At 69.0% G+C, this 25,531-nt stretch carries 25 protein-coding genes and 1 riboswitch; of the genes, 5 read left to right on the top strand and 20 right to left on the bottom strand.

Features of this window, described 5'->3' with window-relative positions:
• Nucleotides 1–14: 14 nt before the first annotated feature.
• From AC1DVA_RS04995 to AC1DVA_RS04975, 5 genes are all read right to left on the bottom strand, one after another.
• Nucleotides 15–1,004 carry a branched-chain amino acid ABC transporter permease gene (locus tag AC1DVA_RS04995; protein WP_476805186.1) on the bottom strand — a complete coding sequence of 330 codons (990 nt, stop codon included), beginning with the start codon at nt 1,002–1,004 and terminating at the stop codon, nt 15–17.
• Between the two features lie 21 nt (nt 1,005–1,025).
• Nucleotides 1,026–1,913, bottom strand: a complete 888-nt coding sequence (locus AC1DVA_RS04990; RefSeq protein ID WP_265051571.1) for a branched-chain amino acid ABC transporter permease — start codon at nt 1,911–1,913, stop codon at nt 1,026–1,028.
• A 167-nt stretch (nt 1,914–2,080) separates the two neighbouring features.
• On the bottom strand, nt 2,081–3,286 hold the full coding sequence (locus AC1DVA_RS04985; RefSeq protein WP_476805185.1) for an ABC transporter substrate-binding protein: 1,206 nt from the start codon (nt 3,284–3,286) through the stop codon (nt 2,081–2,083).
• A 79-nt stretch (nt 3,287–3,365) separates the two neighbouring features.
• Nucleotides 3,366–4,112, bottom strand: a complete 747-nt coding sequence (locus tag AC1DVA_RS04980; RefSeq protein ID WP_476805184.1) for an ABC transporter ATP-binding protein — start codon at nt 4,110–4,112, stop codon at nt 3,366–3,368.
• Nucleotides 4,099–4,866 carry an ABC transporter ATP-binding protein gene (locus AC1DVA_RS04975; RefSeq protein WP_476805183.1) on the bottom strand — a complete coding sequence of 256 codons (768 nt, stop codon included), beginning with the start codon at nt 4,864–4,866 and terminating at the stop codon, nt 4,099–4,101. Before AC1DVA_RS04975 ends, AC1DVA_RS04980 begins: the two co-directional genes overlap by 14 nt.
• A 408-nt stretch (nt 4,867–5,274) precedes the next feature.
• On the opposite strand from AC1DVA_RS04975, the gene AC1DVA_RS04970 reads away from it, so the two are divergent.
• Complete coding sequence (locus AC1DVA_RS04970; RefSeq protein ID WP_476805182.1) at nt 5,275–6,918, top strand: caspase family protein; 1,644 nt, start codon at nt 5,275–5,277, stop codon at nt 6,916–6,918.
• Nucleotides 6,919–7,003: 85 nt separating this feature from the next.
• Here the strand turns inward: AC1DVA_RS04970 and AC1DVA_RS04965 are convergent, their stop codons facing one another.
• Nucleotides 7,004–7,909: a LysR family transcriptional regulator gene (locus tag AC1DVA_RS04965; protein WP_476805181.1), complete on the bottom strand. Its 906-nt coding sequence runs from the start codon at nt 7,907–7,909 to the stop codon at nt 7,004–7,006.
• Between the two features lie 98 nt (nt 7,910–8,007).
• Between AC1DVA_RS04965 and AC1DVA_RS04960 the strand changes: the two genes are divergently transcribed.
• The gene (locus AC1DVA_RS04960) at nt 8,008–9,249 is read left to right on the top strand and encodes an MFS transporter (protein WP_476805180.1); all 1,242 of its coding nucleotides are present in this window, start codon (nt 8,008–8,010) and stop codon (nt 9,247–9,249) included.
• 3 nt (nt 9,250–9,252) lie between these two features.
• On the opposite strand, the gene bluB is transcribed toward AC1DVA_RS04960, so the two are convergent.
• Genes bluB through cbiE form a run of 5 tightly spaced genes read right to left on the bottom strand, consistent with a single transcriptional unit; the run spans nt 9,253 to nt 13,580 of the window.
• A complete protein-coding gene (gene bluB, locus AC1DVA_RS04955; RefSeq protein WP_476805179.1) occupies nt 9,253–9,864 on the bottom strand; it encodes a 5,6-dimethylbenzimidazole synthase in 612 nt (203 codons plus the stop codon).
• Nucleotides 9,861–11,183: a cobyrinate a,c-diamide synthase gene (locus AC1DVA_RS04950; protein ID WP_476805178.1), complete on the bottom strand. Its 1,323-nt coding sequence runs from the start codon at nt 11,181–11,183 to the stop codon at nt 9,861–9,863. Before AC1DVA_RS04950 ends, bluB begins: the two co-directional genes overlap by 4 nt.
• Nucleotides 11,180–11,944 (bottom strand): precorrin-4 C(11)-methyltransferase, encoded by a 765-nt coding sequence (gene cobM, locus AC1DVA_RS04945; RefSeq protein WP_476805177.1) that lies wholly within the window; start codon nt 11,942–11,944, stop codon nt 11,180–11,182. The genes AC1DVA_RS04950 and cobM overlap by 4 nt, the downstream gene beginning before the upstream one ends.
• The gene (locus tag AC1DVA_RS04940; protein ID WP_476805176.1) at nt 11,941–12,333 is read right to left on the bottom strand and encodes a cobalamin biosynthesis protein; all 393 of its coding nucleotides are present in this window, start codon (nt 12,331–12,333) and stop codon (nt 11,941–11,943) included. The genes cobM and AC1DVA_RS04940 overlap by 4 nt, the downstream gene beginning before the upstream one ends.
• Entirely contained in the window at nt 12,330–13,580 is a 1,251-nt protein-coding gene (gene cbiE, locus AC1DVA_RS04935) for a precorrin-6y C5,15-methyltransferase (decarboxylating) subunit CbiE (RefSeq protein WP_476805175.1), read from the bottom strand. The genes AC1DVA_RS04940 and cbiE overlap by 4 nt, the downstream gene beginning before the upstream one ends.
• Between cbiE and AC1DVA_RS04930 the strand changes: the two genes are divergently transcribed.
• Nucleotides 13,579–14,343 (top strand): cobalt-precorrin-6A reductase, encoded by a 765-nt coding sequence (locus AC1DVA_RS04930; protein WP_265051583.1) that lies wholly within the window; start codon nt 13,579–13,581, stop codon nt 14,341–14,343. The two genes, cbiE and AC1DVA_RS04930, sit on opposite strands and share 2 nt — an antisense overlap.
• Here AC1DVA_RS04930 and cobJ read toward each other — a convergent pair.
• The 9 genes from cobJ to AC1DVA_RS04885 form a co-directional block, all read right to left on the bottom strand.
• Nucleotides 14,286–15,059: a precorrin-3B C(17)-methyltransferase gene (gene cobJ / locus AC1DVA_RS04925; protein ID WP_442865051.1), complete on the bottom strand. Its 774-nt coding sequence runs from the start codon at nt 15,057–15,059 to the stop codon at nt 14,286–14,288. The genes AC1DVA_RS04930 and cobJ overlap by 58 nt on opposite strands.
• A gap of 134 nt (nt 15,060–15,193) precedes the next feature.
• Nucleotides 15,194–15,964 (bottom strand): precorrin-2 C(20)-methyltransferase, encoded by a 771-nt coding sequence (locus tag AC1DVA_RS04920; RefSeq protein WP_265051584.1) that lies wholly within the window; start codon nt 15,962–15,964, stop codon nt 15,194–15,196.
• Nucleotides 15,939–16,571 carry a precorrin-8X methylmutase gene (locus AC1DVA_RS04915; protein WP_476805174.1) on the bottom strand — a complete coding sequence of 211 codons (633 nt, stop codon included), beginning with the start codon at nt 16,569–16,571 and terminating at the stop codon, nt 15,939–15,941. The genes AC1DVA_RS04920 and AC1DVA_RS04915 overlap by 26 nt, the downstream gene beginning before the upstream one ends.
• Nucleotides 16,568–18,004: a hypothetical protein gene (locus AC1DVA_RS04910; protein ID WP_476805173.1), complete on the bottom strand. Its 1,437-nt coding sequence runs from the start codon at nt 18,002–18,004 to the stop codon at nt 16,568–16,570. Before AC1DVA_RS04910 ends, AC1DVA_RS04915 begins: the two co-directional genes overlap by 4 nt.
• Nucleotides 18,001–21,516 carry a cobaltochelatase subunit CobN gene (locus AC1DVA_RS04905; protein ID WP_476805172.1) on the bottom strand — a complete coding sequence of 1,172 codons (3,516 nt, stop codon included), beginning with the start codon at nt 21,514–21,516 and terminating at the stop codon, nt 18,001–18,003. The genes AC1DVA_RS04910 and AC1DVA_RS04905 overlap by 4 nt, the downstream gene beginning before the upstream one ends.
• Before the next feature lie 9 nt (nt 21,517–21,525).
• Nucleotides 21,526–22,581, bottom strand: coding sequence for a cobalamin biosynthesis protein CobW (cobW, locus tag AC1DVA_RS04900; protein ID WP_476805171.1), 1,056 nt, complete (start codon nt 22,579–22,581; stop codon nt 21,526–21,528).
• A 4-nt stretch (nt 22,582–22,585) separates the two neighbouring features.
• Nucleotides 22,586–22,975 (bottom strand): DUF1636 family protein, encoded by a 390-nt coding sequence (locus AC1DVA_RS04895; protein ID WP_476805170.1) that lies wholly within the window; start codon nt 22,973–22,975, stop codon nt 22,586–22,588.
• A gap of 41 nt (nt 22,976–23,016) precedes the next feature.
• Complete coding sequence (locus AC1DVA_RS04890; RefSeq protein ID WP_476805169.1) at nt 23,017–23,757, bottom strand: CbtA family protein; 741 nt, start codon at nt 23,755–23,757, stop codon at nt 23,017–23,019.
• Nucleotides 23,758–23,769: 12 nt separating this feature from the next.
• Complete coding sequence (locus AC1DVA_RS04885) at nt 23,770–23,946, bottom strand: CbtB domain-containing protein (RefSeq protein ID WP_061968845.1); 177 nt, start codon at nt 23,944–23,946, stop codon at nt 23,770–23,772.
• A 36-nt stretch (nt 23,947–23,982) separates the two neighbouring features.
• Nucleotides 23,983–24,182, bottom strand: a riboswitch (cobalamin riboswitch).
• Between the two features lie 165 nt (nt 24,183–24,347).
• Between AC1DVA_RS04885 and cobU the strand changes: the two genes are divergently transcribed.
• Together cobU and cobO are read left to right on the top strand one after the other, a co-directional pair.
• Entirely contained in the window at nt 24,348–24,860 is a 513-nt protein-coding gene (gene cobU / locus AC1DVA_RS04880; protein ID WP_476805168.1) for a bifunctional adenosylcobinamide kinase/adenosylcobinamide-phosphate guanylyltransferase, read from the top strand.
• 9 nt (nt 24,861–24,869) lie between these two features.
• Nucleotides 24,870–25,487 carry a cob(I)yrinic acid a,c-diamide adenosyltransferase gene (cobO, locus tag AC1DVA_RS04875; RefSeq protein ID WP_265051593.1) on the top strand — a complete coding sequence of 206 codons (618 nt, stop codon included), beginning with the start codon at nt 24,870–24,872 and terminating at the stop codon, nt 25,485–25,487.
• The last annotated feature ends 44 nt before the right edge of the window (nt 25,488–25,531 follow it).

Genomic DNA, 25,531 nt, shown 5'->3' with positions numbered 1-25,531 from the left:
AGCCCCGGCCGCCGCTAGAGCGGCTTCTTGATGGCCTTGGCGATGACGCCGACGATGCCTTCGCGGAAGAGCAGGACGCAGAGCACAAAGATCACGCCCTGGACGACGGTGACCCAGGCGCCCAGCGTCGCCAGGTAGTTCTGCATGGAGACGATGACGAGCGCGCCGACGATCGGGCCGAAGACGGTGCCGAGCCCGCCGACCAGCGTCATCAGCACGACCTCGCCCGACATCGACCAGTAGACGTCGGTGAGCGAAGCGAGCTGGAAGACGATGGCCTTGGTCGCGCCGGCGAGGCCGGCGAGCGTGGCGGAGAGCACGAACACCATCAGCTTGTACTGGTTGGCGCGATAGCCGAGCGAGATGGCGCGGGGCTCGTTGTCGCGGATCGCCTTGCAGACCTGGCCGAAGGGCGAGTGGATGATGCGGTAGATCAGCAGGAGGCCGGCCATGAAGATCGCGGCCACCAGCCAGTAGAGCGCGCGGTCGTCGGCGAGGCTGATCAGGCCGAACAGCTTGCCGCGCGGCACGGCCTGGATGCCGTCCTCGCCGCCGGTGAAGCGCGGGGTCTGCAGCGAGAAGAAGAACACCATCTGGGCGAGCGCCAGGGTGATCATGGCGAAGTAGATGCCCTGGCGGCGGATGGCGAGCGCGCCGAAGACGGTGCCGAGCAGGGCGGCCACGGCCGTTCCGAGCAGGATCGCCAATTCAGGCGTCAGGCCCCAGTTCTTGGCGGTGTAGGCGCTGACATAGCTTGCCATCCCGAAATAGGCGGCATGGCCGAAGGAGAGGAGCCCGCCATAGCCAAGCAGGAGGTTGAAGGCGAGCGCGAACAGCGCGAAGCACAGCACCTTCATCACGAAGACCGGATAGGCGACGAAGGGCGCGATCACCAGCAGCGCGGCTATGGCGATGAACAGGTTGCGATGCAGGCGGGCCGTGCTGTCGTCGGTCTCGGTGAGGACGGTGGCGGCCGGGGTGTCGGTCGAGGCAAGGTCGGTCATGTCGTCGGATCCTTGCTTGCGTCAGGCCTGGCGGCCGAACAGGCCGGCGGGCTTCACCAGCAGCACCAGCACCATGATGATGAAGATCACGGTCGCCGCCGCTTCCGGGTAGAACACCTTGGTCAGCCCCTCGATCAGGCCGAGCGAGAAGCCGGTGACGATGGCGCCCATGATCGAGCCCATGCCGCCGATGACGACGACGGCGAAGACGACGATGATCAGGTCGCCGCCCATGTTCGGATTGACCGAGTAGATCGGCGCGGCGAGCACGCCGGCGAAGGCCGCGAGCGCGACGCCGAAGCCGTAGGTCAGCGTCACCAGCAGCGGCACGTTGATGCCGAAGGCCTGGGTCAGGGTCGGGTTCTCGGTCGCGGCGCGCAGATAGGAGCCGAGCTTGGTCTTCTCGATCAGGAACCAGGTGCCGAGGCAGACGACGAGCGAGGCGAAGATCACCCAGGCGCGATAGTTCGGCAAGAACATGAAGCCGAGATTCTGGCCGCCCGAGAGCTGCGGCGGGATGGCGTAGGGCAGGCCGGACGAGCCGTACTGGTTGCGGAACAGGCCCTGGATGATCAGCGCCAGGCCGAAGGTCAGCAGCAGCCCGTAGAGATGGTCGAGATGGGCGATGCGCTTGAGCAGCAGCCGCTCGATCGCGATGCCGGTCGCACCGACGATGATCGGCGCCAGCAGCAGCGCCACCCAGTAATTGAGGCCGAGATAGTTCAGGCACATCCAGGCGACGAAGGCGCCCATCATGTACTGCGCGCCATGGCTGAAGTTGATGATGTTCAGGAGCCCGAAGATCACCGCCAGCCCAAGGCTGAGGATCGCATAGAACGAGCCGTTGATCAGGCCGAGAAGGACCTGGCCGAACAACGCCTGGGGCGGAATTCCGAGAAGCTCGAACATGATGGGCTCTTCGCTTTTGTCTTCTGCGTGACTTCGCTCGCGTCATCCCGGACGGAGCGAAGCGAAGATCCGGGATCCATCACAGAGCGCCGAGCCCTTGGATGGATCCCGGATCGGCGCGGCCTTGCGGCCGCTTGTCCGGGATGACGAGCGCTAAACCGCGACCGTCACTTCTTGACGAGCGGGCACTCGCTCTCGGCGAGCGGCTGGAAGGCCTGCTCGCCCGGCAGCACGGCGATCTGCTTGTAGTAGTCCCACGGGGCCTTCGACTCGGACGGCTTCTTGACCTCGTAGAGATACATGTCATGCACCTTGCGGCCGTTGACGCGGATCGTGCCCTTGCCGAAGAGCGGGTCGTCGGTTGGCGTCTCTTTCATCTTGGCCATGACGGCGGCGCTGTCCTTGCTCTTCGCGGCCTCGACCGCCTTGAGATAGTGCAGCAGCCCGGAATAGACGCCGGCATGGACCATGGTCGGCTTCTTGCCGCCGTTGAGCTTGGCGAAGCGCTCCGACCAGGCGCGGGTCTGGTCGTCCTTGTCCCAGTAGAACGACTCCGTCAGGACCAGCCCCTGCGCCGCCTGCAGGCCGAGCGCATGGACGTCACTGATGAAGACGAGGAGCCCTGCGAGCTTCTGCCCGCCGGCGACGATGCCGAACTCGCCCGCCTGCTTGATCGCGTTGGTGGTGTCGCTGCCGGCATTGGCGAGGCCGATGACCTTCGCCTTGGAAGCCTGCGCTTGCAGCAGGAAGGAGGAGAAGTCGGTGCCGGGGAATGGGGTGCGAACCGCGCCGACAACCTTGCCGCCATTCTTGGTGACGGTGGCGCTGGCGTCACGCTCCAGCGCATGGCCGAAGGCGTAGTCGGCGGTCAGGAAGAACCAGCTGTCGCCGCCGGCCTTCACCATGGCGCCGCCCGTGCCCTGGGCCAGCGCATAGGTGTCGTAGGTCCAGTGGACGGTGTTGGGGCTGCAGGCCTTGCCGGTCAGGTCCGAGCTGCCGGCGCCGGAGTTGATGTGGATCTTGTTCTTCTCCTTGGTGATCTGGCTCACCGCCAGCGCGACCGAGGAGGTCGGTACGTCGAGGATCAGGTCGACGCCGTCCTGATCGTACCATTGCCGGGCGATGGTCGAGCCGACATCCGGCTTGTTCTGGTGGTCGGCCGAGACGATCTCGACCTTGATGCCCTTGTCGGCGGCCTTGAAGTCCTCGACCGCCATGCGCGCGGCGATCACCGAGCCCTCGCCAGAAAGGTCGGCATAGAGGCCTGAGCGGTCGTTGAGCACGCCGGCCTTGACCGAGATCTGCTGGGCCAGTGCGGGGCTCGCCATCAGGGCGGCAAGCGCGGTCGTTGCGAAAATGGTCTTGAGCTTCATCGTATTTCTCCCTGCTGTGGTTGTCGGCGTTTCGCCGTGTTCTTGGCCGCGCGATGCCGGCGCCCGGGCAAAAGGCCCGTCAGACTCCGAGATATCTGTGCAGCTTGTCGATATTGGCGTCGAGTTCGGCGTTCGGGATCATGTCGATGACCTTGCCCTGCTCGACGACATAGTGCCGGTCCGCCACGGTCTGGGCGAAGCGGAAGTTCTGCTCGACCAGGATGATGGTGAAGCCGTCCTGCTTGAGCCTGGCGATGGTGCGGCCGATCTGCTCGATGATGACCGGCGCCAGCCCCTCGGTCGGCTCGTCGAGCAGGAGCAGATGCGCGCCGGTGCGCAGGATGCGCCCGATCGCCAGCATCTGCTGCTCGCCGCCGGAGAGCTTGGTGCCCTGGCTCTTCAGCCGCTCCTTGATGTTGGGGAAGAGCGTGAAGATCGCCTCGAGCGAGAGCCCGCCGGGACGCACCTGTGGCGGCAGCATCAGGTTCTCCTCGACGCTGAGCGAGGAATAGATGCCGCGCTCCTCCGGCACGAAGCCGATGCCGAGCCGGGCGATCGCCCGCGAGGGCAGCCCGATCGTCTCGGTGCCTTCCAGCACCACCGAGCCCTTGCGCTTGCCGATCACGCCCATGATCGACTTCAGAGTCGTGGTCTTGCCGGCGCCGTTGCGGCCGAGCAGCGTCACCACCTCGCCCGGCGCGACATCGAGGTCGACGCCATGCAGCACATGGGATTCCCCGTACCAGGCCTCGAGCCCGCGCACTTTCAGCAAAGGCGCGGTGCCCGTGGCTGCTGCCGGCGCCTTCAGGGCCTCAATGGTGGCCATGGCCGCCTCCCGAACCGATATAGGCCTCGATCACGCGCGGGTCCTTCGAGACCGTGGCATAGTCGCCCTCGGCCAGGACCTGGCCGCGCGCCAGCACGGTGATGCGGTCCGACAGCGAGGCGACGACCGAGAGGTTGTGCTCGACCATCAGGATGGTGCGGTTCTTCGAGACCTTGCGGATCAGCGCCTCGATGCGCTCGACATCCTCGCGGCCCATGCCGGCCATCGGCTCGTCGAGCAGCAGCATCTCGGGATCGAGCGCCAGTGTCGTCGCGATCTCCAGCGCCCGCTTGCGGCCGTAGCTGAGCTCGCCTGCCGTGAGCGACAGGAAGGGCGTGAGGCCGACAGCGTCGACGAGGTTCCTCGCCTCGTCGTCCAGGCTCTTCAGCGTGCGCTCCGAGCGCCAGAAGTCGAACGAATCGCCGCGCTTGCGCTGCAGCGCGATCCGGACGTTGGTCAGCACGGAGAGCTGCGGAAACACTGCCGAGATCTGGAAAGAGCGGACGAGCCCGAGCCGCGCGATCTCGGCCGGCTTCTCCCGCGTGATGTCACGGCCATTATAGAGAATGGTCCCGCGCGTCGGCGGCAAGAATTTCGTCAGCAGGTTGAAGCAGGTCGTCTTGCCCGCGCCATTCGGCCCGATCAACGCATGAATCGAACCGCGCCGGACATTGAGGTCGACGCCGTTCACAGCTGTAAAGCCGGCAAATTCTTTGGTTAGACCTGACGTCGAAAGAATATTGTCCTCAGGCATGCCGATTGCCAGCCCTCATCAGCTTTGTCTTTCTTGTTTGAGCGGTTCCCCTTGCATGTCATGCTGCACCGCGCCGGGAACATAAGTCAACGATCCCAGGGCTGGAAGCGGCTCGCGGAGCGGGCTTCTCATCCCTTGGTCTTATCCCGCCTCTCTCCTGCAAATGGAGGATGTCGCGATCGGCCGCGTCGCGCGATGGTGCGCGTTCGGAGCAAGGCTCCGAAATTCCGTTTGAACCTGGAACGAGGGAGGCGCGACCAACGGGTATTCTGGTTTACCGTCGGGAAGTGTTGCGGTAAAAATGTCTGTTGGCCTTCGTCTATCGTCGTCCGTTTATCATCGTGCAGTGCCCTTTGTCGGGCCTTTCGCGGCCAGAAGATATGTGCCGCAGCAGCAGGGGAGGTTGTCGTGAGCTTGACGTCTCTGGTTTCGGTGTTCCAAGCCCGGATGGCTGCGGCCTTTGCGCTGGTGCTCTGGGCCGTGGCGTTCGCCTCGCCCGGCTCCGCGGCCGTGCCGGAGCGGCGCGTCGCGCTGGTGATCGGCAATAGCGCCTATACGGCGGTGCCGCCGCTCGCCAACCCGCAGCGCGACGCCAGGGGCATGGCGGCTGCGCTCAAGCGCCTCGGCTTCGACGTCGTCGAAGGCTATGACCTCAAGATGGACGAGATGACGGGCGTCGTGCGCGAGTTCGCGCAGAAGCTCGACGGCGCCAAGGCCGGCCTCGTCTACTATGCCGGGCACGGCATCGCGGTCGGCGACGAGAACTACCTGATCCCGGTCGACGCCTCGCTCCGTTCCGAGGCGGACCTCGATTTCCGCGCGGTCAACGTCCAGCTGGTGCTGCGCCAGATGCAGCGCGACGAGCGCGTCAACATCGTCATCCTCGACGCCTGCCGCGACAATCCCTTCGCCACGCAGCTCGCGGCGAAATCGCGTGCCGTCACGCGCGGCCTGACGGCGATCGAGACCCAGTCGGCCTCCGGCATCCTGATCGCCTTCGCGACCGATCCGCGCGCCACCGCGCTGGATGGCGAGCGTGACGGCAACAGCCCGTTCACCTCCGCGCTGCTCAAGCACATCGAGACTCCCGAGGTCTCGATCACCACCGTGATGGACCGCGTGCGGGCCGATGTCTGGGAAACCACCGGCAAGAAGCAGAAGCCCTGGACGAATTCCTCGATCATCGGCGAGTTCAGGCTCAACCCGACGCTGAAGCTCGCTTCGGTCGATCCGAGCGCCGCAGCGACCAAGGCCATCGACGCCGCTGTGCCGGTTCCGGCCATGCCGGTCGCCTCCTCGCTCGATCGCGCCCAGCTCGATGTGAAGACCTGGGAAGTGGCCGAGCGCGGCAATTCCGCGCCGGACTACCGCGCCTATCTCGACGCGTTCCCGTCCGGCCAGTTCGCAACCTTCGCCCGCAACCGTCTCGCCAGTCTCGAGGCGGCCAAGCCCGCCGCCGGCTTCCTGGCGACACCGCCCGGCGTCACCGACGAGGCGCTGAAGAAGGAGATCGGCACCGCGCAGAGCGAAACGGCCATGAAGCTCTCGGCTCCGGAGCGGCGCGAATTGCAGAACCGGTTGCGTCTCAGCGGCCTCCAGCCTGGCAAGATCGCCGCCAATTTCGGCCCGAGCCAGCGCAAGGCGATCCAGGAGTGGCAGAAGAGCCGCGGCATCCCCGAGACCGGCTTCTTGACCGCGATGCAGGCGACGGCATTGCGGGCTCAGAGCGAGCCGGCCTATCAGCAGATGCTCGCCCAGGAAGAGAAGGCCGCGGCCGAGAAGAAGACCAGGAAGGCTGTCGCAGATCGTCCGCAGGGCGGACGCGCCACCCGCAACGTCACCTATGAGGGCGACGAGATGTACAGGCGCGACATGGCCCGCGAGCGCGGCGTCGCTCAGGAAGGCTCGGGCACGACTTCGCAGCGCGGCACGGCCGGTGCCTATCGCGGACAGGTGCGGACGCGCGAGCCCGCCCCGGATACCGGCGGTGCCGCAGCAATCGGCTCGATCCTCGGCGGTGCCATCATGGGCGGCATCCTGCGCGGACGCTGAGCCGAAGCGGAAGACGAAACAGAAGAGCCGGCCGCATGGGCCGGCTCTTTGTTTTTGCAGGGGCTGCGATCCACTAGCGCCTTGCCTACGGCTCGGCGCAAAGACGCGCGAGCGCGGCGGCGAAGCTGCGGGCCGCGGGCCCGAGCGGCGCGTCGAGACGATGCCCGACATAGGCCTCCCCTGGGAGTTGCGCGCGCCGGCCGAGAACGCCGGTCTCGACGCGCACGAGCCGGCCATTCGCAAGATCCTCGGCCGCAAGCCAGCCCGGCAATCGGCCCCAGCCCAGACCGGCCAGGATCATGGCGTGCTTGATGTCCTGCCCGCCGACGCGGCAGGTGCGGGGTGAGATCACGCCGATATCGCGCTGATCCGTCAACGGCGACCGGTCGAACTGCACGATCTGGAGATGATCGGCGAGCGCGGCGGCATCGAGCGGCCCGGCCTGCCGCGCGAGTGGATGCGCGGCCGCGACCACGGCGATCATCTCGATCGCGGTCAGTGCGTCCACCGCAATGCGGGGGTCGCGAAAGCTCTCGCCGACGATGATCGAGAGCTGGCTGCGCTTGTCCAGCAGCGCCGTGATCGGCCCGCCGAGCGCCTCGGCCGAGAGCCGTATCGCGACCGACGGATAGGTCTGGCTCATCTCCGCCAGGGCGGCGCCGACAAGCAGGGGCGGGAACAGCACGTCGACGGTCAGCGACAATTCCAGCTCGACGCCGTCGCGCAATCCTCGTGCCCGTGCCCGCATCGCGTCGACCCGCAGCAGCACGTCGCGGACATTGCTGAGCAGCGCCTGCCCTTCCGATGTCAGGGCGGGCCTGTGCCCCGAACGATCGAACAGGGTGATGCCGAGTTCGTCCTCGAGCTTTGCGACGGCGTGGCTGACGGCAGACTGCACCCGGCCGAGCCGGGCGGCCGCGGCGCGAAAGCTGCCGGCTTCCGCCACCGTCAGGAACATCCGCATCTGGTCGAGCGACAGGCTGTCGAGCATGATCGATTCCATAGATCGAGTTGATGCGGATTATCTCACTTCCGTCGATGAAGCAGAAGGTCCATCACAGCACAGGGTTCTCAACGAGGTGGGCCGTCTTGCGCGGAATTGAGGAAACAGCGGGCGGCGCGGCGGGCACGAACCGTATCGGTGCGTCGCCCACGACCGATTGGTGGCTCGTCGCCTTCGTCGTTACCGCCGGCATCGCCGCCTCGCTCCAGATCGGCAAGGCGGCTATCGCGATCCCGCTGCTGCAGGCGGAGACGGGCTACGATCTGGCCGTGCTCGGCTGGGTCAGCTCGATCTTCGCCGTCCTCGGCCTGTTCGGCGGCGTTCCGGTTGGCGCGCTCGCCACACGCTTCGGCGACCGGCGCATCTTGCTGCTCGGTCTGGCGCTGCTCGCCTTCGGCAGCGCGCTCGGCGCCGGCACGTCCGGCTTCGCGCCGCTTCTGGCTTGCCGGCTCATCGAGGGCACCGGCTTCCTGATGGTCAGCGTCTCCGGTCCGGCGCTGCTGCGCCGCTGCGTGGCGGAGCGCGATCGGGAGATCGCGATGGCCCTGTGGAGCTGCTTCATGCCGGCGGGAATGGCATTGGCAATGTTGCTCGGCCCGCTCTTCGGCAATTGGCGCGCGATCTGGCTGGCGGGCGCCGCCTTCGCGCTCCTCGCCGCCCTGGCGGTGCTGCTGCGGGTGCCGGCTGGTGTCGGCGGCGCAAAGATATCGTGGCGCGGCCTCGCGGCCGATGCCGGCAACATGTTTCTCGCTCGCGGGCCGGTCCTGCTGGCGCTCTGCTTTGCGCTCTATGCGATGATGTTCTTCGCGGTGCTCAGCTTCCTGCCCGTCCTGCTGATCGAGCGCATGGGCAGCTCGCTTGCGCTGGCAGGCCTGCTCAGCGGCCTGGCCACGGCCGGCAACATCCTCGGCAACCTTCTGGCCGGCGTCCTGTTGCGGCGCCGGGTGAACCGCGCATTGCTCCTCGCCGCAGCCAGCGGCGCCATGGGCCTCGCCGCGCTCTTCGTCTTCCTGCCGCTGCTGCCGGCGGTAGGCGCCTTCCTCTGCGGTGTCCTGTTCGCGATGGCGGGTGGCTTCATCCCCGCGACCCTGCTCTCGACGGCCGCCGCGATTGCGCCACGCCCCAACCTGGTCCCGACCGCGATCGGCCTGCTGATGCAGGGCAGCAATCTCGGCCAGGTGCTGGGGCCTGCCGTGGTGGGCCTGGTGATTTCCGGGATTGGCTGGTCGGGTGCGGCGGGGCTCGTCGCAATCCTCGCCCTTCTGGCGATGGCGACGTCGCTAGCCTTGCGCCGTGATGTCGCGCGCCTCACGCGGGCGGGGGGCTGACCGTCAGCCCTGTTCCCAGCCGGCCCTGACGAGTTCGGGTAGGTCGGATTCGTCCTCCGGCCAGCCGACGCAGAGATAGGCGATCAGCTTCCAGCCGGGCTGCGCACCCACTGCCGCCGCGATCACATCCGGTTCGAGGATCGAGACCCACCCGACGCCGAGCCCATGCACGCGTGCCGCCAGCCAGAACTGCGTGATCGCCGCGACGACCGAATAGTCCAGCATCTCCGGCATGGTCCGCCGGCCGAGGCCATGGCCACGTCCTGTTCCGTGATCGCAGAAGACGGCGAGCTGCACCGGCGCTTCCCGCAAGCCCTCCAGCTTGAGGCGGGCATAGAGCGCGGCCTGCTCGCCCTCGTAGGACGCCAGCGCATCCGCGTTGCAGCGGCTGAAGCTGGCCTGCACGGCCTCGCGCTGCTGCGGCTCATCGACTGTGAGCCAGCGCCAGGGTTGCGAATGCCCGACCGAGGGTGAGAGCTGAGTCTGGGCGAGCAGCTCTTCGATCAGCGTGGCCGGCACCGGGTCGCGCCTGAAGCGCCGGACATCGCGACGCCAGCGCAGCAGTTCTCCGAATTGCCGGGCGAACGCCTCATCGAAGACGGGGGCGCCGTTCACGCGGACGGCGCCGTCGCGATGGCATGGAAGAACGAGCCGGTCACCAGCCCGCGTCGGCTGCCGGCCGGGGCCGGAGCGGAGCCATGCGGGTCGCCGACCACGGCGAAGGGCGGATCCTCGCCTTGCGCGACGATGCTGGCATAGTGGAATTCATGGCCCGTCAAGGTCGCGCCGGCCGACCCGAGCGGGCCGTCGGCCTGCAGCACGGCGCGGCGATAGCCGAGATTCATCTTGCGTTTGGCGAAGGAGGTCTCGACCGAGAGCAGCCCTGCCATGCCATGCGAAACGCCGTCCGCATCCGTCAGGCTGCGGCCGAGCACCATGTAGCCGCCGCACTCGCCATGTACCGGCCGAGTCTCGGCGAAGCCGCGCAGGCCGCCGAGGAAACGTGCCGCCGCCGCGATCGTCGCGGCATGGAGTTCGGGATAGCCGCCCGGCAGCCAGCAGGCGTCGCAGTGCTCCGGCGGCGCCTCGTCCTGCAGCGGCGAGAACGGCACGAGTTCGGCGCCTGCCGCCCGCCATCCCGCCTCGACATGCGGATAGACGAAGGAGAAGGCCGCATCGCGCGCGATGGCGATCCGCCGGCCCGGAGCGGGCAGGGGCGGGGTGTCGTGGGCGGGTGGCAACCTCGTCTCGCCCGCGGCTGCGATCACCGCGTCGAGATCGACCGCGGCCGTCACGGCCGCCGCCAGCGCATCGAGCCGCGCATGCAGATCGGCCGTCTCGCCGGCCTGCACCAGCCCGAGATGCCGCTCGGGCAGGATCAGGCTCGCTTCGCGCGGCAGTGCGCCGAGGACGGGCATCCCGATGCGCTCCATGCCCTGCCGGGCGAGGCGCTCATGGCGCGCGCTGGCGACCTTGTTGAGGATCACGCCGGCCACGCGGATGCGCGGATCGTAAACCTGGCAGCCGAGCGCGACGGCGGCTGCCGATTGAGCCTGGCCGGAGACGTCGATGACGAGCAGGACCGGCCAGCCGGTCAGGGCGGCGATGTCGGCGCTGGCGCCGGTATGGCCCTCCGGCCCCGGCACGGCATCGAACAGCCCCATGGAGCCCTCGGCGATGACGAGATCGGCCGCTTCGATTGCATCTGCGGCGATGCGCCCGAGCAGGCCGTCCGGCATGGCATAGGAATCGAGATTGGCGCTCGGCACGCCGGTCGCTGCGGCGTGGAAGGCCGGGTCGATGTAATCAGGCCCGCATTTCAGGCCACGCACTGTGAGGCCGCGCCGGACGAGCGCACGCTGTAATCCCAGGGTGATCGTCGTCTTGCCCGAGCCTGAGCGCGGCGCGGCGATGAGCAGGCCGCGCGCGCTCATGCGCCGCCCCGAGGCCGGAAGCGGCGGTCGTAGTCGATCGAATAGAGCGCGCTCTCGCCGAAATCATCTGCCGCCAGCGCCGGGCCGACGAGGATCAGCGCGGTGCGCTCAAGGGCGCTCTCGCGAACCTGTCCGGCAATGTCGGCGAGCGTGCCGCGCAGCACCGTCTCGTCCGGCCATGTCGCGCGGAACACCACCGCGACCGGGCATGCCACGCCGTAGAACGGGGTCAGCTCCGCCACGACCTGCCCGATCACATGGATCGAGAGATGGATGGCGAGCGTCGCGCCGGATGCGGCGAAGGTCGCGAGCGTCTCCTTCGGCGGCATGGCCGAGGCGCGCCCCGAGGTGCGCGTCAGCACCAGCGATTGCGCGACGCCCGGCAGGGTGAGCTCGCGCTTCAGCACGGCGGCGGCGGCGGCGAAGGCCGGCACGCCCGGCGTCACCGTATAGGGAATGCCGAGCCGGTCGAGCCGGCGCATCTGTTCGCCACAGGCACTCCAGATCGAGAGATCGCCGGAATGCAGCCGCGCCACATCCTGCCCGGCGCGATGTGCTGCCTCCATCTCGGCGATGATCGCGTCGAGATCAAGCGGGGCGGTGTCGACGATGCGCGCGCCCGGCGGGCACCAGTCGAGCATCGCCTTCGGGATCAGCGAGCCGGCATAGAGGCAGATTGGGCAGGCGGCGATGAGATCGCGGCCGCGCAGCGTGATGAGGTCCGGCGCGCCCGGTCCGGCGCCGATGAAATGGATGGTCACGGCGCGCTCCGCGCCAGCGCGCAGGTGACGCGCGCGGTCGCAATACGCGGCTGCACCAGCGAGCCTCCCAGACCCGCCGCCGCGAGCGCCGCAGCCTCGGCGACCGAACCGACGCCATAGAGCGAGGCGATGCGGGTCGAGCGCGTGGCGCAGGCGGCCTCGAAACCCTTCAGCGCCTCGTCGGGAATGGCGACGAGCTCGGCAGACCGGTCGGCGGCGGCGGCGATCATGCCGGCTTCCGCGACGCGGCTCGCCAGCGTGGCGAAACGCGCGGTCTCGCTGCCCGCAAGGCCGGCGATCGCCAGCGCCTCGTCGAGGCAGGCGAGGATGTCGGCAGCCCCCGTTCCGGGCCGGATGCCGATGCCGGCGACGAGGCGGCCGCCGCTCAAGGCTTCTCGACCCGCCATTGCGTCACCGGCATCGCCGGCCGCCAGCCATGCTTGCCGCCGACGGGTGCCAGCCGGTCTATCGAAATGCGCCTGAGCGAGCCGCCATGCTCGGCATGCAGCGCGGCGAGTTTCGCCTCGCCCTCGATCGTCACGACATTGGCGACGAGCCGGCCGCCGGGCTTCAGCGCCGCCCAGGCGGCGTCGAACAGCCCGTCCTCCGTCAGCCCGCCGCCGATGAAGATCGCATCCGGCGCCTCGCGCCCGACGAAGCCTGCCGGCGCTTCGCCGAAGACATCGACGGAGAGCCCGCCGAGTTCGAGCTTGTTGCGCGCGATCCGCTCGGCGCGTTCCGGCTTCGCCTCGAAGGCGACCGCCCGGTTGCGGACATGGCGCTGGCACCATTCGACGGCGATGGAACCGGAGCCCGCTCCGACATCCCAGAGCAGTTCCCCGGCGCGCGGCGCCAGGGCAGAGAGGGTGATGGCGCGGATTTCCGATTTGGTGATCTGCCCGTCATGGGCGAACCAATCCTCGTCGAGACCGGGCGTGAGCGGCAGAATATGGGCATCGCGCCCGGCCACGACATCGACCGCGATCATGTTCAGCGGCACGATGTCGTCGAAGGCGAAGGCATCGGCCCGCGTCTCGCGCACGCGCTCCTGCGGGCCGCCAAGCTGCTCCATCACGACGAGACGGCTGGCGCCGAGGCCGCGCGCCCGCATCAGTTCGGCGACGGCGCGCGGCGTCGTCTCGTCCCACGACAGGGCGAGGATGCGCGCGCCGGGCTGCAGATGCGGCACGATCCGATAGAGCGTGCGCCCATGCAGCGAGACCAGCGCGCATTCCTCCTGCGGCCAGCGCATCCGCGTGCAGGCCATCGAAAAGGAGGAGAGCTGCGGAATGATCCGCATTTCCGCGGCCGGGATGGCGCGGCTCAGGCTGTTGCCGATGCCGTAATGAAAGGGGTCGCTGGTCGCGAGCACGCAGACCTTGCGGCCGCGCTCGGCCAGGATCTGCGGCAGCGCGTTGCGGAAGGGCTGCGGCCAGGGCCTGAGCTCGCCCCGCACGGAGCCGACGAGCGCGATGTGCCGCTCGCCACCAAAGACGATCTCGGCCTCGTTCAGCGCGGCGAGTGCCTCGCGGCTCAGGCCTGCGGGGCCGTCTTCCCCCAGCCCGACCAGCGAGAGCCAGGGCGTTGGCGCCTCGCGGCTCGACAGGGCATCCGATTCACGTAAGACTGCCGACATGACCGTCCTCATCCTTGGCGGAACGAGCGAAGCTGCTGCGCTTGATCAGCTTCTGGCTGATCAAGCTCCGGAAATCCGTGCCATTATCTCGCTGGCGGGGCACACCGTCGATCCCCGGCCGACGAATCTGCCGGTGCGCGTCGGCGGCTTCGGCGGCATCGACGGCTTGAGACAATATCTCGTCGAGCAGGGCATCGTCGCCGTCGTCGATGCGACCCATCCCTTCGCCGCGATCATGCCCTTCAACGCCGAGCATGCCTGCAAGGCGGAGGGCGTGCCGCTGTTGGCGATCCGGCGCGAATCCTGGGCGCCGCGCGCCGGCGACCGCTGGAAATCGGTGCCGGATATCGATGCCGCCGTGCAGGCCCTCGGCGAGGCGTCGCGCCGGGTCTTCCTCACCGTGGGCCGCCTCGAACTGCCGGCCTTCGCCGATGCTCCCCAGCACCGCTACCTCGTGCGCGTCATCGAGCCGATCGGCGACCGGCTGCCGGTGCCGCATGTCGACGTCATCCAGCAGCGCGGGCCGTTCGACACTGACGACGAGGAGGATCTGATGCGCCGCGAGGGTGTGGAGATCCTGGTCAGCAAGAATTCCGGTGGCCCTGCGACGGTCGGCAAGCTCGCGGCGGCGCGCCGGCTCTCCCTGCCGGTGGTGATGGTGGAGCGGCCGCCCAAGCCCGATGTCGAGACCGTCGATCATATCGATCAGGTCCTGCCCTGGCTGGTGGCGCAGGGGCTCTTCGTCACCGAGCGCGGCGTGTAGACGTAAGGCGCGGCGCCCTCGCGGGCGATCAGCCGCGTGCTCGATGCCCCGATCATCACCAGCGTCGCCATGTCGGCCGTGCCGGCTGTCGCGATCGCCTCAGCGAGCGTGAGAACGCGCAGGATCTCGTCCGGCCGCCCGACGGCACGGGCGAAGAGCACCGGCGTTTCAGCCGCGCGATGCTCCGCCGCCAGGTCCAGCGCCGCGCCGAGCTGCCAGGGCCGCGCCTTCGAGATCGGGTTGTACAGGCAGATCACGAAATCGGCGGCGAGGGCCGCCGTCAGGCGCGCCGTCACAACTTCCCAAGGCTTCAGGTTGTCCGAGAGCGAGAGCGCGCAGAAGTCGCCGCCGAGCGGTGCTCCAGCCCGCGCCGCCGCCGCCAGCATCGCGGTGATGCCGGGCTCCACCGTGATCGGGATGACCAGCCACTCCGCCGGCCCGGCTTCCAACGCCTCGAACACCGCCGCCGCCATGGCGAAGACGCCGGGATCGCCACCGGAGACGACCACGACCTTGCGGCCCTCAGCAGCCAGCTTCAGCGCGTGGGCGGCGCGCTCGACTTCGACGCGATTATCGGAGGCATGCTTGGTCCGGCCGCTCCGTTCCGGCACGCGGTCGAGATAGGGGCCGTAGCCGATGAGATCGCTGGCGGCATCGAGCGCCGCCTGCGCGGCCGGAGTGATCCATTCGGGCGTGCCGGGGCCGAGGCCGACGATGGTGAGCGAGCCTGTCGCGGTCGTGGCCTTTTTCTCTGCCTTGTCCCGCTCCGCGCCGTCATCCCGGATCGGCGCGGCTGCGCCGCTTGTCCGGGATGACGGCGGCGGTGAAACAGAATGCGAAGGACCGTCGCTCACAGCCGGCGCCCCTCGCCGGGCACCAGCACCATGGCGAAATAGGGCGCCTCGTCATCGGCCTTGTCGACGAGGCGGGCCACCACCTGCCGCTCCATGGTCGCGCGCTCGACATAGATCGCGCGCCCTTCCAGCCCGGCCGCCACGAGCGCGCGGCGCACCTTCGGCAGGTTGCGGCCGAGCTTCATGATGACGGCGGCATCCGTGTCGGCCAAACGCCGCGCCAGCTCCGCCTCCGGCAGCGTGCCGGGCAGAACGGTCATCACGTCGTCGCCCCAGGTGATCGGCGCGCCGGCCTCGGCCCAGGCGCCGGTCATGCCGGTGACGCCGGGCACGATTTCGGTCGGGAAGCGCTGGCTCAGGCGCCGCCACAGATGCATGAAGGAGCCATAGAAGAATGGATCTCCGTCGCAGAGTACGGCGAGGCTGCGCCCGGCCTGCATCTCCGCTGCGAGGCGCTCGGCGGCTTCCTCGTAGAAGGCCGCGATCGGCCCGTCATAATCGGGTTCGCCGACGCTGGCCTCGGTCGTGACGGGGAAGGCGAGTTCGATCTCGCGGGCCGAGTCGGGCGCGATGATGGCGTCGGCCGTGGAGCGGGCGTTGCCGCGCCGGCCACGCTTGCAGAAATGCACGAGACGGTCGGCCGAGAGGATGATGTCCCGCGCCCGGACGGTCATCAAATCCGGCGCGCCGGGGCCGAGGCCGACGCCGTAGAGCAGGGTCTTTTCTGTCCCGCTCACGCCGCTATTCCTTGTCCTGCGCCAGCGCATTGACGGCGGCAGCCGCCATGGCCGAGCCGCCGCGCCGGCCATGGACGACGAGGAAGGGCACGCGTCCGTCCTTCGCCAGAGCCGCCTTGGATTCCGCCGCGCCGACGAAGCCGACGGGGATGCCGATCACCGCAGCGGGCTTCGGCGCCCCGGCATCGAGCGTTTCCAGCAGCCGGAACAGCGAGGTCGGCGCATTGCCGATCACGACGATGGAGCCAGCGAGCCGTGGCTTCCACAATTCCATCGCGGCGGCGGAGCGGGTCGTGCCCATACTGGCCGCGAGCGCCGGGACCTGCGCGTCGTCCAGCGTGCAGATCACCTCGTTGCCGGCTGGCAGCCGGGCGCGCGTCACGCCGTTGGCGACCATCTTGGCGTCGCACAGGATCGGCGCGCCGCTCTTGAGCGCGGTGCGGGCGGCTTCGGCGAAGTCGACGGACATCTCGACGTCACCGGGCAGGTCGGTCATGCCGCAGGCATGGATCATGCGCACGACGACGCGCTCGGCCGCGCCGCTGAAGCGGGCAAGATCAGCTTCCGCACGGATGATCGCGAAGGAGCGCTCGTAGATCGCCGCGCCGTCCTGGATGTAATCGTAAGCCCTGCTCAACCGCGCGGTCCCGTTATACGCGCCGCATTGGTGAGCCGCGCGTGAATCTCTTCTCCGGGCTGCAATCGCGCCATGAGCGTCGAAAGGTCAAGCGTCGCGAGCGGCTTGTCCCGCGCCGTGCCGCCGAGCACGACGTCGTAACGTCCGTCTCGACCGACCAGGGTGAGGTCGGCCGCGGCCGGATGCGCGCAGGATTTTATGCAGCCCGAGACATGCAATGTGGCACCCTGAGCGAGCAAGTCGCTGGCGGCTTCGGCCAGTTTCGCGGCGTCCGCCATGGCCGGAGCTTCCGCCCGCGAGCAGGCCGGGCTCCCGGCACAGGCCTGCACCGACAGGCGCGGATCGTCATCGCGCGTGATCAATCCGAGGTTGTTTGCGAGGGCAAGCATGGCCTCGGCATCGACATGGCTGAGATTGCGGAAGGCCAAACCCCGCCAGGGCGAGAACCGGATGTCGGCCTGCTGCGTTCCAACGCCGGCACCGAGCCTATCGAGCGTCGCCGCATCGCAGCGGCCAAATGGCAGGTTGACGAGCGCCGCGAAGCGATCACCCGCCAAGGCGAAAAGCCCGGCGCGTCGAGGGGCCGGGCGGGGCGCTGGGGCAGCCGTTTCAGCCAGTCCGCCGAGGCCGGACAATGCCGCGGCGGAGAGGTCGCGCAGGCGGCGGATGCGCTCCGGAGCGGCGCTGCGTGCCCGTGCGAACCCGCGCAGGACGGTTTCCACGATGGCGGGCGCATCGAGCTCCGAAACCGGGCCGCGCCAGATCGTGTCGGCGAGCCCGACGACCACCCGGCCGGATTCGACGGCGACGAGCCGTATGTCGCAGGCAAAGCCGTCCAGCGCCTGTCGACCGCCATCATCGACGATGACGCAGAGCTTTGCTGGCAGGCCGGCAATGCTTCGCACCCGTTCCTCGATCGCCGCCGATAAAGCCGCGGCGTCGATCAAGCCCTGTCCGTCATTCCGGGGCGCGGCAACGCCGAGAGCCTGCAAACCTTGAACTTCGTCGCCAATCGTCGGGGCGCTGGAATCGCCCGCGCTTCGTCGATCCCGGCTGTGTTCATGGATTCCGGGCTCTTCGCTGCGCGAAGCCCCGGAATGACGGCAGGCGCCTGCCAGCGGCGAAACCAGCGTCAGCCGCTGCGGGCCGTCGCCCTCATGCTCGTCGACGAGGCGTTCCGCCAGCAGCCGCTCGACCAGCATCGGATGGCTTGCCGGCGTCACGCCCCTGATCTGCAGATTGGCCCGAGCCGAGATTTCGACGAGCCCGTTGCCGTGCTCCGCCGCCAGCGCCGCGATCCGCCGCAATTGCGGGGGCGTCAGTTGCGCGCCGGGCGGATGCAGGCGCACCAGCCAGCCATCGCCGGTCTCCATCGGCCTCAGCGTGCTCGGGCACCAGCCGCGCCGCAGCGCCTCTTTCGGGAGCGCGGTCATTCCGCCGCCTCCCGCGCCAGGAAGGCCCCGACCGAATTGCGCCGGCTGGTCCACAGGCCGCGCCGCGCCGCCTCGGCGAGGCGCGCGCGGATCGAGGCGGCCGCCGGGGCATTGGCGGCTTCCAGCGCCGTCCAGATTTGCGGATCGGCGCAATAGGCCTGGAACACCGCATCGAACAGCCCGTCCGCGACCGCATCCGTACTCGCCGCGAAGACGAAGAGCGTATCGACCGCCTCGGCCAGCTCGGCCGCGCCGCGCCAGCCATGGGCGAGCTGCGAAGCGATCCAGCGCGGATGCGTCAGCCGGCCATGGACGATGCGGGCGATATCCTCGGCCAGCGTGCGCACCTTCGGTGCTTTTGGGTTCGCGCTGTCGAGGCTGTAGAGCACCGGGTCGGCGCCGAGCGCCTTGGCTGCGGCTGCGAGACCGCCGATGACATCGGCCGCGCTGCTCGCTTCCAGGATATCGCGCCCCGCGGTGTCGCTGACATGGATGAAGGCATCGGAGCTGCGGATGCGGTTGGCAAAGCCGGAATCGGCCGTCGCGAGGCCCTCAGGCCCGCCATAGGCATGGTCGGAAGCCGCGAGATAGGCGGCGCCCAGCTCTTCGCGATGCGTCCAGTCGCCATCCAACGCGCGGTCGGCCATCGCCGCGCCGTAGCGGCTGGGCGCGGCGCCGTAGATGCGCGCGCCGTGCTCACCGCGCCGGCGGGCGGCGGCGGGCTCGTTCCAGTCGTCGGGCTCGTCCAGCGCGGCCACCGCTCGCGTCGCCTGATCGATCAAGGCGATCTGGCCTGGAAAGGTGTCGCGGAAGGTGCCGGATATCCGCACGGTCACATCCAGACGCGGGAATGCGAGCTTCGGCTGCGGCACGATGCTGAAGCCGGTGACGCGGGTGGAGGCATTGTCCCAGAGCGGCTCCACGCCCATCAGCGCCAGCGCATGGGCGATATCCTCTCCGCCCGAGCGCAATGTCGGCGAGGCCCAGAGATCCATCACGATCCGGCGCGGATAGTCGCCGTGATCCTGCAGGTGGCGCGACACCACCGCCTGCGCGGCCACCTTGCCGAGCCTTGCTGCGGCGCGCGTCGGAATGGCGCGCGGATCGAGCGTCGAGAGATTGCGCCCGGTCGGCAGCACGTCGGGCCGGCCGCGATGCGGCGCGCCGGCCGGGCCGGGCGGCACGAAGCGGCCGTCGAGGGCGGCGAGCAGGTTCTCGCGCTCGTTGCGGGCCGAAGCTGGGTCGATCTCGGATTGCCCGAAGACATGCAAGCCGTCGCGGAAGGGCAATTCGGCGATGTCGCAGAGATGCGCGTCGAGCCGCGTCAGCGCCTCGTTCATCTCCATGTCGGGCATGACGCCGCAGGAGGCTGCCAGTCCGCTCGCCTCGGCACGGGCGCGAATCTCGGCAGCGACGATGTCGGCGCGACGCGGGTCGAGCACCTGCGCCTGCGAGAATTCCTCGACGAGATCGCGCAGCAGGGCGACTTCCCCTTCGGGCTTGGAATCCGCCAGCGGTGGTGGCAGATGGCCGAGGGTGATGGCCGAGAGCCGCCGCCTGGCCGGCGCGGCTTCGCCGGGATCGTCGACGACATAGGGGTAGATCACCGGCAGCCCGCCGACGGCAAGGCGCGGCCAGCAGCCGGCGGAGAGCGCGACCGCCTTGCCCGGCAGCCATTCCGTGGTGCCGTGGGTGCCGAGATGGATCAGCGCGTCGACGGCCTCGGCTTGGCGGAGTGCGAGGTAGAAGGCGAGATAGCCATGGCCGGGCGGTGCGTCGGGGTCGTGATAGCGCGCCTTGCGGTCTGGCGTGGCGTCGCGCGGCGGCTGCAATGCGACAGTGAGCTTGCCGTAGCGCACGGCGCGGAAGCGGAAAGCGCCGTCGCGGCAGGTCGGATCGGCCTCGGGCGCGCCATGGCTCGCCAGAAGAGCCTCGCGCGCTGTGGCGGGGATGGTGGCGAGCCAGTCGCGATAGCCGGCAAGCGAGAGGCTCAGCTCGGCCGGGCCTGCGGTAAGGGCTGCCATCAAGCTGGCCCCCTCATCCAAATCTGCGCTGTCATCCCGGACAAGCCGCGATAGCGGCGCCGATCCGGGATTCCGGGTCTCCCTCTGGTCGCCCGGGATGACCGAGGAGGGGATATCGACGGAATACCCCGCTCCGGCCAGCAGCTTCCGGATCGCCGTCACGCTGGCGGGCGTGTCCAGGCCGACGGCGAAGCCGGCCCGCCCGCCGCGAGCAGGATAATCGGACATCACCAACGCCAGCCTGCGCTCTGCCGGTGGCTTCCGTGCCAGCGCAACCCAGCCGGCAGCGAGATCGGCGAGCGCGGCGATGCCCTCCGCGTGGGGCTCGAGCCGGCGCGTGGCGAGGCCGGTCGCCGGATCGGTCGCCTCCGCCTTAAAGGCGACGGGGATAGCGCCGATGCGGCCGTCGAATTCCGTTAGCGCCACCTGCATGGCGAGATCGGCAGCCGAGAGGCCACGCGGCGATGCGTCCCAGGCCTCGCGTGGGCTGCCGACCGGCACGGCCTGCAGGATCGGACAGGCGGCGGCATCGAGCACGAAGTCGTCGCCCTCGCGCGCCGAGAAGGCTGTGGTGGTGACGATCAGCGCCGGCTTGCGCAGTGCGATCAGTGCCGCGAGCTCGGCTGTAACGGCCGGGTCCTTCAGGCTCGTCAGCGCGAGCGGCAGTGCCGCCAGGCCGCGGCCGGCCAGTTCAGCGGCGATGGCCTCGCCCATGGCGGTGTCGCCCGCCGCGACGCCGGAGCGGTAGAGCAGGATCGGGACCAGCGGCCGGTCGGCCGGGATTGCGGCGAGCGCGTCCCGCCAAGGCAGGGGCGCACCGCCTTCGCTCAATGCGAAGAAGGATGGCAGGGCGATGGGTGCAAGGTCGGCGGCGTCCCGCCGGCCCTCATCCGCCTGCCGGCACCTTCTCCCCCGAGGGGAGAAGGGCGCGATTGCCGCCGCTTCATCCTTCTCCCCCCGGGGGAGAAGGTGGCCCGGCGAAGCCGGGTCGGATGAGGGTCGAAGCGCCGTCAGATATCCTTCGATCCGCCTCAGCAGCCGGCGCATGTTCTCGGCGCCGCCGCCGGCCTGGAAATAGGCCAGAAGCCCTGCCGCAAGCTCCGCCGGCACCGTCGCATACTCGGTCAGCCGCGGATCGGCACGCTCGTCGCCCGGCAGGATCGCGAGCGGAATGTCTTGCTCGCGGCAGGCCGCGCCCAGCCGCTCGATACCGTAACGCCAGTAATCGAGCCCGCCGAGGCAGCGCACCAGCACGAAGCGGCACTGCGCCGCGGTCTTCTCGATCAGGAAATCGACGGAGAGCGGGTGCTTCAGCCGCCGCAGCGGCGCGAGCCGCAGCGACAGGTTGCTGTCACCTGCCGCCACCGCCAGCGCCGAAAGGTCGCTGTCGGTGAAGGAGAGCACGAGCAAATCTCCCGGCGGCAGGGCGAGATCGACGGCGTCCCCGCCGTCGTCGAGCCTGATCTCGCTGGTCGGGAGGAGGTGCATCGCCCGATGTTACGCCCCCGCGAGGGCCGCTTCCACGGCCTTGAGATCGAAGCCCTTGAGCCCGATCACGGTCAGCCGCCCGTCGCGGGCCTCGCCAGCGCCCCAGGGCCGGTCGAAATGATGGCCGACGCGCCGGCCGACGCCCTGCACGACGAGGCGCATGGGCTTGCCCGGCACGGCGGTGAAGCCCTTGAGGCGCAGCACGCCCTCGGCCTCTGCCGCCCTCGCGACGCGCGCCGTCAGCTCTTCCGGCGTGAGCCCCGCCGGCAGCGGCACGGCGACCGAGTCGAAATCGTCATGGTCGTGATCGTGCTCGCCCTCGCCGTGATGCGAGGGGCGGGCGGCGAGATCGCTCTCGGCGGCGGCGCTCAAGCCCACGATCAGCGCCGGCTCGACCTTGCCATTGATGGTCTCGACGATTTTGATCGCCTTCGGCAGATGCTCGGCGATTTCGGCCTTGACGCGGGCGCGGCCGGCTTCGTCGACGAGGTCGCTCTTGTTGAGCAGGATCAGGTCGGCACAGAGGATCTGGTCCTCGAACACCTCTTCCAGCGGATTGTCGTGCTCGACGGACGCATCGGCCGCCTTCTGCGCCGCCAGCGCCTCCGGATCATCAGCGAACTGGCCCTCGGCCACCGCCGGGCCGTCGACCACGGCGATGACGCCGTCGACCGTGACGCGGGCGCGGATCGCCGGCCAGTTGAAGGCCTGCACCAGCGGCTTCGGCAAGGCGAGGCCGGAGGTCTCGATCAGGATGTGCTCGGGCGGGTTCGGCCGGTTCAGCAGCTTTTCCAGCGCCGGCACGAAATCATCGGCGACGGTGCAGCAGATGCAGCCGTTCGGCAGCTCGACCACGTCCTCGTCGCTGCAGCCGGCGATGCCGCAGCCTTTCAGGAATTCGCCGTCGAAGCCGAGATCGCCGAATTCGTTGACGAGCACGGCGAGCTTCTTGCCCTGCGCGTTCTCGAGGAGATGGCGCACCAGCGTGGTCTTTCCGGCGCCGAGGAAGCCGGTGATGATCGTGCAGGGCGTCTTGCCGAGGGTGGCGGTCTGCGGAGCGTTCATGGGTTTATCCTTGCTGGCGCGCCGGCATGGGCGGCACGCGTGCGACCACGCCCTTGCGGAAGGACTGGGGCCGCTCTTTCCAGGGAACGATGCCGTTGGTGCTGGCGGCATAGGCCTCCGCCGCGCCGACGATCTCGTCGAGATGGGTTTCTGTATCCAGGTCGCCGATCAGATAGGTCCATTTGCCGTCGGCCGCGAAGGCGACGGTGCAGGGCCGCTTGCAGACGGCGAGGCATTCGACGGGCACCACCGGAATGGCACTGCCCTTGGCTGCGAGCTGCGCGGCCAGCGCTTCGGCGAGCGCCAGCCCCGGCTGGTCGTAACCCTCCGGGAGGTCGGCGCGCGCCCGTCTGCAAACCGTGCAGACATGGATGGTGAGGTCGCCCTCGGACATGTGGCTTGCCTTTCGCGCGGCGCCCGAAGGCGCCGCTATCCTCAGGCCGCGGCGGCGCGGCGGCTCACCCAGGGCCAGAGCACGCCGACCATGAAGCCGGTCGCGAGCCAGAGCGCGGCCTGGATGCCGAGCGAGAGCGCCGCGAAATGCGCCGCGACCTCGGCCGGGACCTTGCTCTCCGGCGCGGCCGGATGCGGCGCACCGACGATGTGCGGCAGCAGGATCACGACAACGGCGAGCAGCTTGAGCCAGGGCGCGTCGAAGCGCAGGAACACGAACAACCCGATGGCCGTGGCGATCGCGGTTGCGAGCCACCAGAGCTGGCGCTGTTCCAGCGCGGCGGATGCCGCACCCGGCAGCTCCGGCGCCAGCCCCATCGCCGGCACGAGGCCGAAGGCGAGGAAGCCGCAGGCGCCCCAGATCAGGGCACGGCGCTGATCGATGGTCTCCCCGGCCGCGATCATGCCGGCGAGCAGCAGCGCGGCGAAGCCGATCGCGGTCGCGATCGTGACCGAGCTGGTGAAGAGCGTGCGCTGGAGGCCGTCCGCCGGCTTCCATTCGGCATGCTCATGGCCGGGCGCATCGCCCGCCGGGCCATGCGCGAGGATGATTTTCGCCTCGCCGTCGAAAGCGGCGAGCGTCGGCGCTTTCAGCGCGAGCGCCGCCTCATAGGTCTCGGCCTTGAGGATAAGCGGGGTGGTGGTGACATGCTGCAGGGCGGCGACGATCAAGCCAGCCAGAAGCCCGGCCAGGATGCTGACCGTGAGAACACGCGTGACCATGATGGCTTTCCCTCAGTGGCAGGGAAAGGCGAGGCCGTGACGGGTATCGTGCGCGGCGTTATGGACATTGGTCGAGGCCGCGAAGCCGGTCGTATAGATCAGCGCGACGCCGATCACGAGCGCGGCGGCAACCGCCTTGACGCGTTCGGAAACGCTGAGTGTGGGAGTGGAAACCGAAACCGTGTTCATCATGCTCTCCGTAGCCGCCCCGCCGGCAGCTGGTTGGATCTTTGCGGGTCGACGGCAGGTCTCCTGGCTCGCGGGTTAGACGTCCTGCGCCGCCTTCCCGGAGCGTTGGCTCCAGTGGCCGATGGCGAAGGACACCCGCTTACAGTTGCGGGGGCAGCCGCGGCATTGGGCAGAGCAAGCCCGCACCGCGTTCCCTTTTCACCTCCTCGCGGAGGCACCGTCAGCGACGATCATTAGCCTTCGGGATGCTGCTGTGCAATGCAGGGTGCGCCGCAAGCGCGTCATTCTCGGCCTTGACCCGAGAATCTCATGCAGGAAGAGGCTCGCGCGCCTCCTTCGGGGTGGGATGCCCGGGTCAAGCCCGGGCATGACGACAGGGGGCGGCGCCGAAGGACCTGCCCATGGACTTGCCCCATCTCTCCCTCATCCTCGGTGGCGCCCGCTCCGGCAAGAGCCGCCATGCCGAGTCGCTGATCGAGGCTTTGCCGGCGCCCTGGACCTACATCGCGACCGCCCAGGGCTATGACGACGAGATGCGCGAGCGCATCGCCGAGCATCGGATGCGCCGGCCCCCGGGCTGGCTGACGGTCGATGCGCCGCTCGATCTGGCGGAAGCGATCGCCGAACAGCCGGCCGGGCAGCCGATCCTCGTGGATTGCCTGACGCTTTGGCTGACCAACCTGATCCTCGCCGAACGCGATACCGCTGTTGCCGGGGCCGCGCTTATCAGTGCATGCGAGCAGGCTTCCGGCCCCATCGTGCTGGTCTCCAACGAAGTCGGCCTCGGCATCGTGCCCGAGAACGCGCTCGCCCGGCGCTTCCGCGACGAGGCCGGGCGGCTGCATCAGGCGCTTGCGGCACGCGCCGGCCGCGTGGTCTTCATGGTCGCCGGATTGCCGATGCGAGTGAAGTGAGCCGAAGACATGACGCGGGATATCGACGCTGACGAAGCCGCCCGCCACAAGGCGAAGATGGAGAAGCGCAAGGCGGTTCAGGACGCCGAAATCGCCTCCAAGACGGTCGAGAAGGGCCTGCTCATCGTCAATACCGGTCCCGGCAAGGGCAAGTCGACGGCGGCCTTCGGCCTGATCCTGAGGGCGCTCGGCCATGGCTGGCGCATCGGCGTGGTGCAGTTCATCAAGGGCGCCTGGTCGACCGGCGAGCGCAAGGCGCTCGAAGCCTTCGGCGATCAGGTCAGCTGGCACAGCATGGGCGAGGGCTTCACCTGGGAAACGCAGGACAAGGCCCGCGACATCGCCGCCGCCGAGCGGGCCTTCGCCAAGGCGAGGGAATTGATGGCCGATCCGGAGATCAGGCTGCTGGTGCTGGACGAGCTCAATATCGCCTTGCGCTACGATTACCTGCCGCTCGCCGATGTCGTGGCGACGCTCAAGGCTCGCCGGCCCGACCTCCACGTCGTCGTCACCGGTCGCAACGCCAAGCCGGAACTGATCGAGGCCGCCGACCTCGTCACCGAGATGACGCTGGTGAAGCATCACTTCGCCGCCGGCGTGAAGGCGCAGCAAGGTATCGAGTTCTGAGCCTCTTTCGGGGGGCGCAGAAAGAAGCTTGCCGTCTTTCTCGG

The sequence above is a fragment of the Allobosea sp. P4_C6 genome (assembly GCF_056402015.1).
The sequence above is the reverse complement of the archived record's forward strand: the minus strand, read 5'-3'. Positions and strand labels throughout refer to the sequence as shown.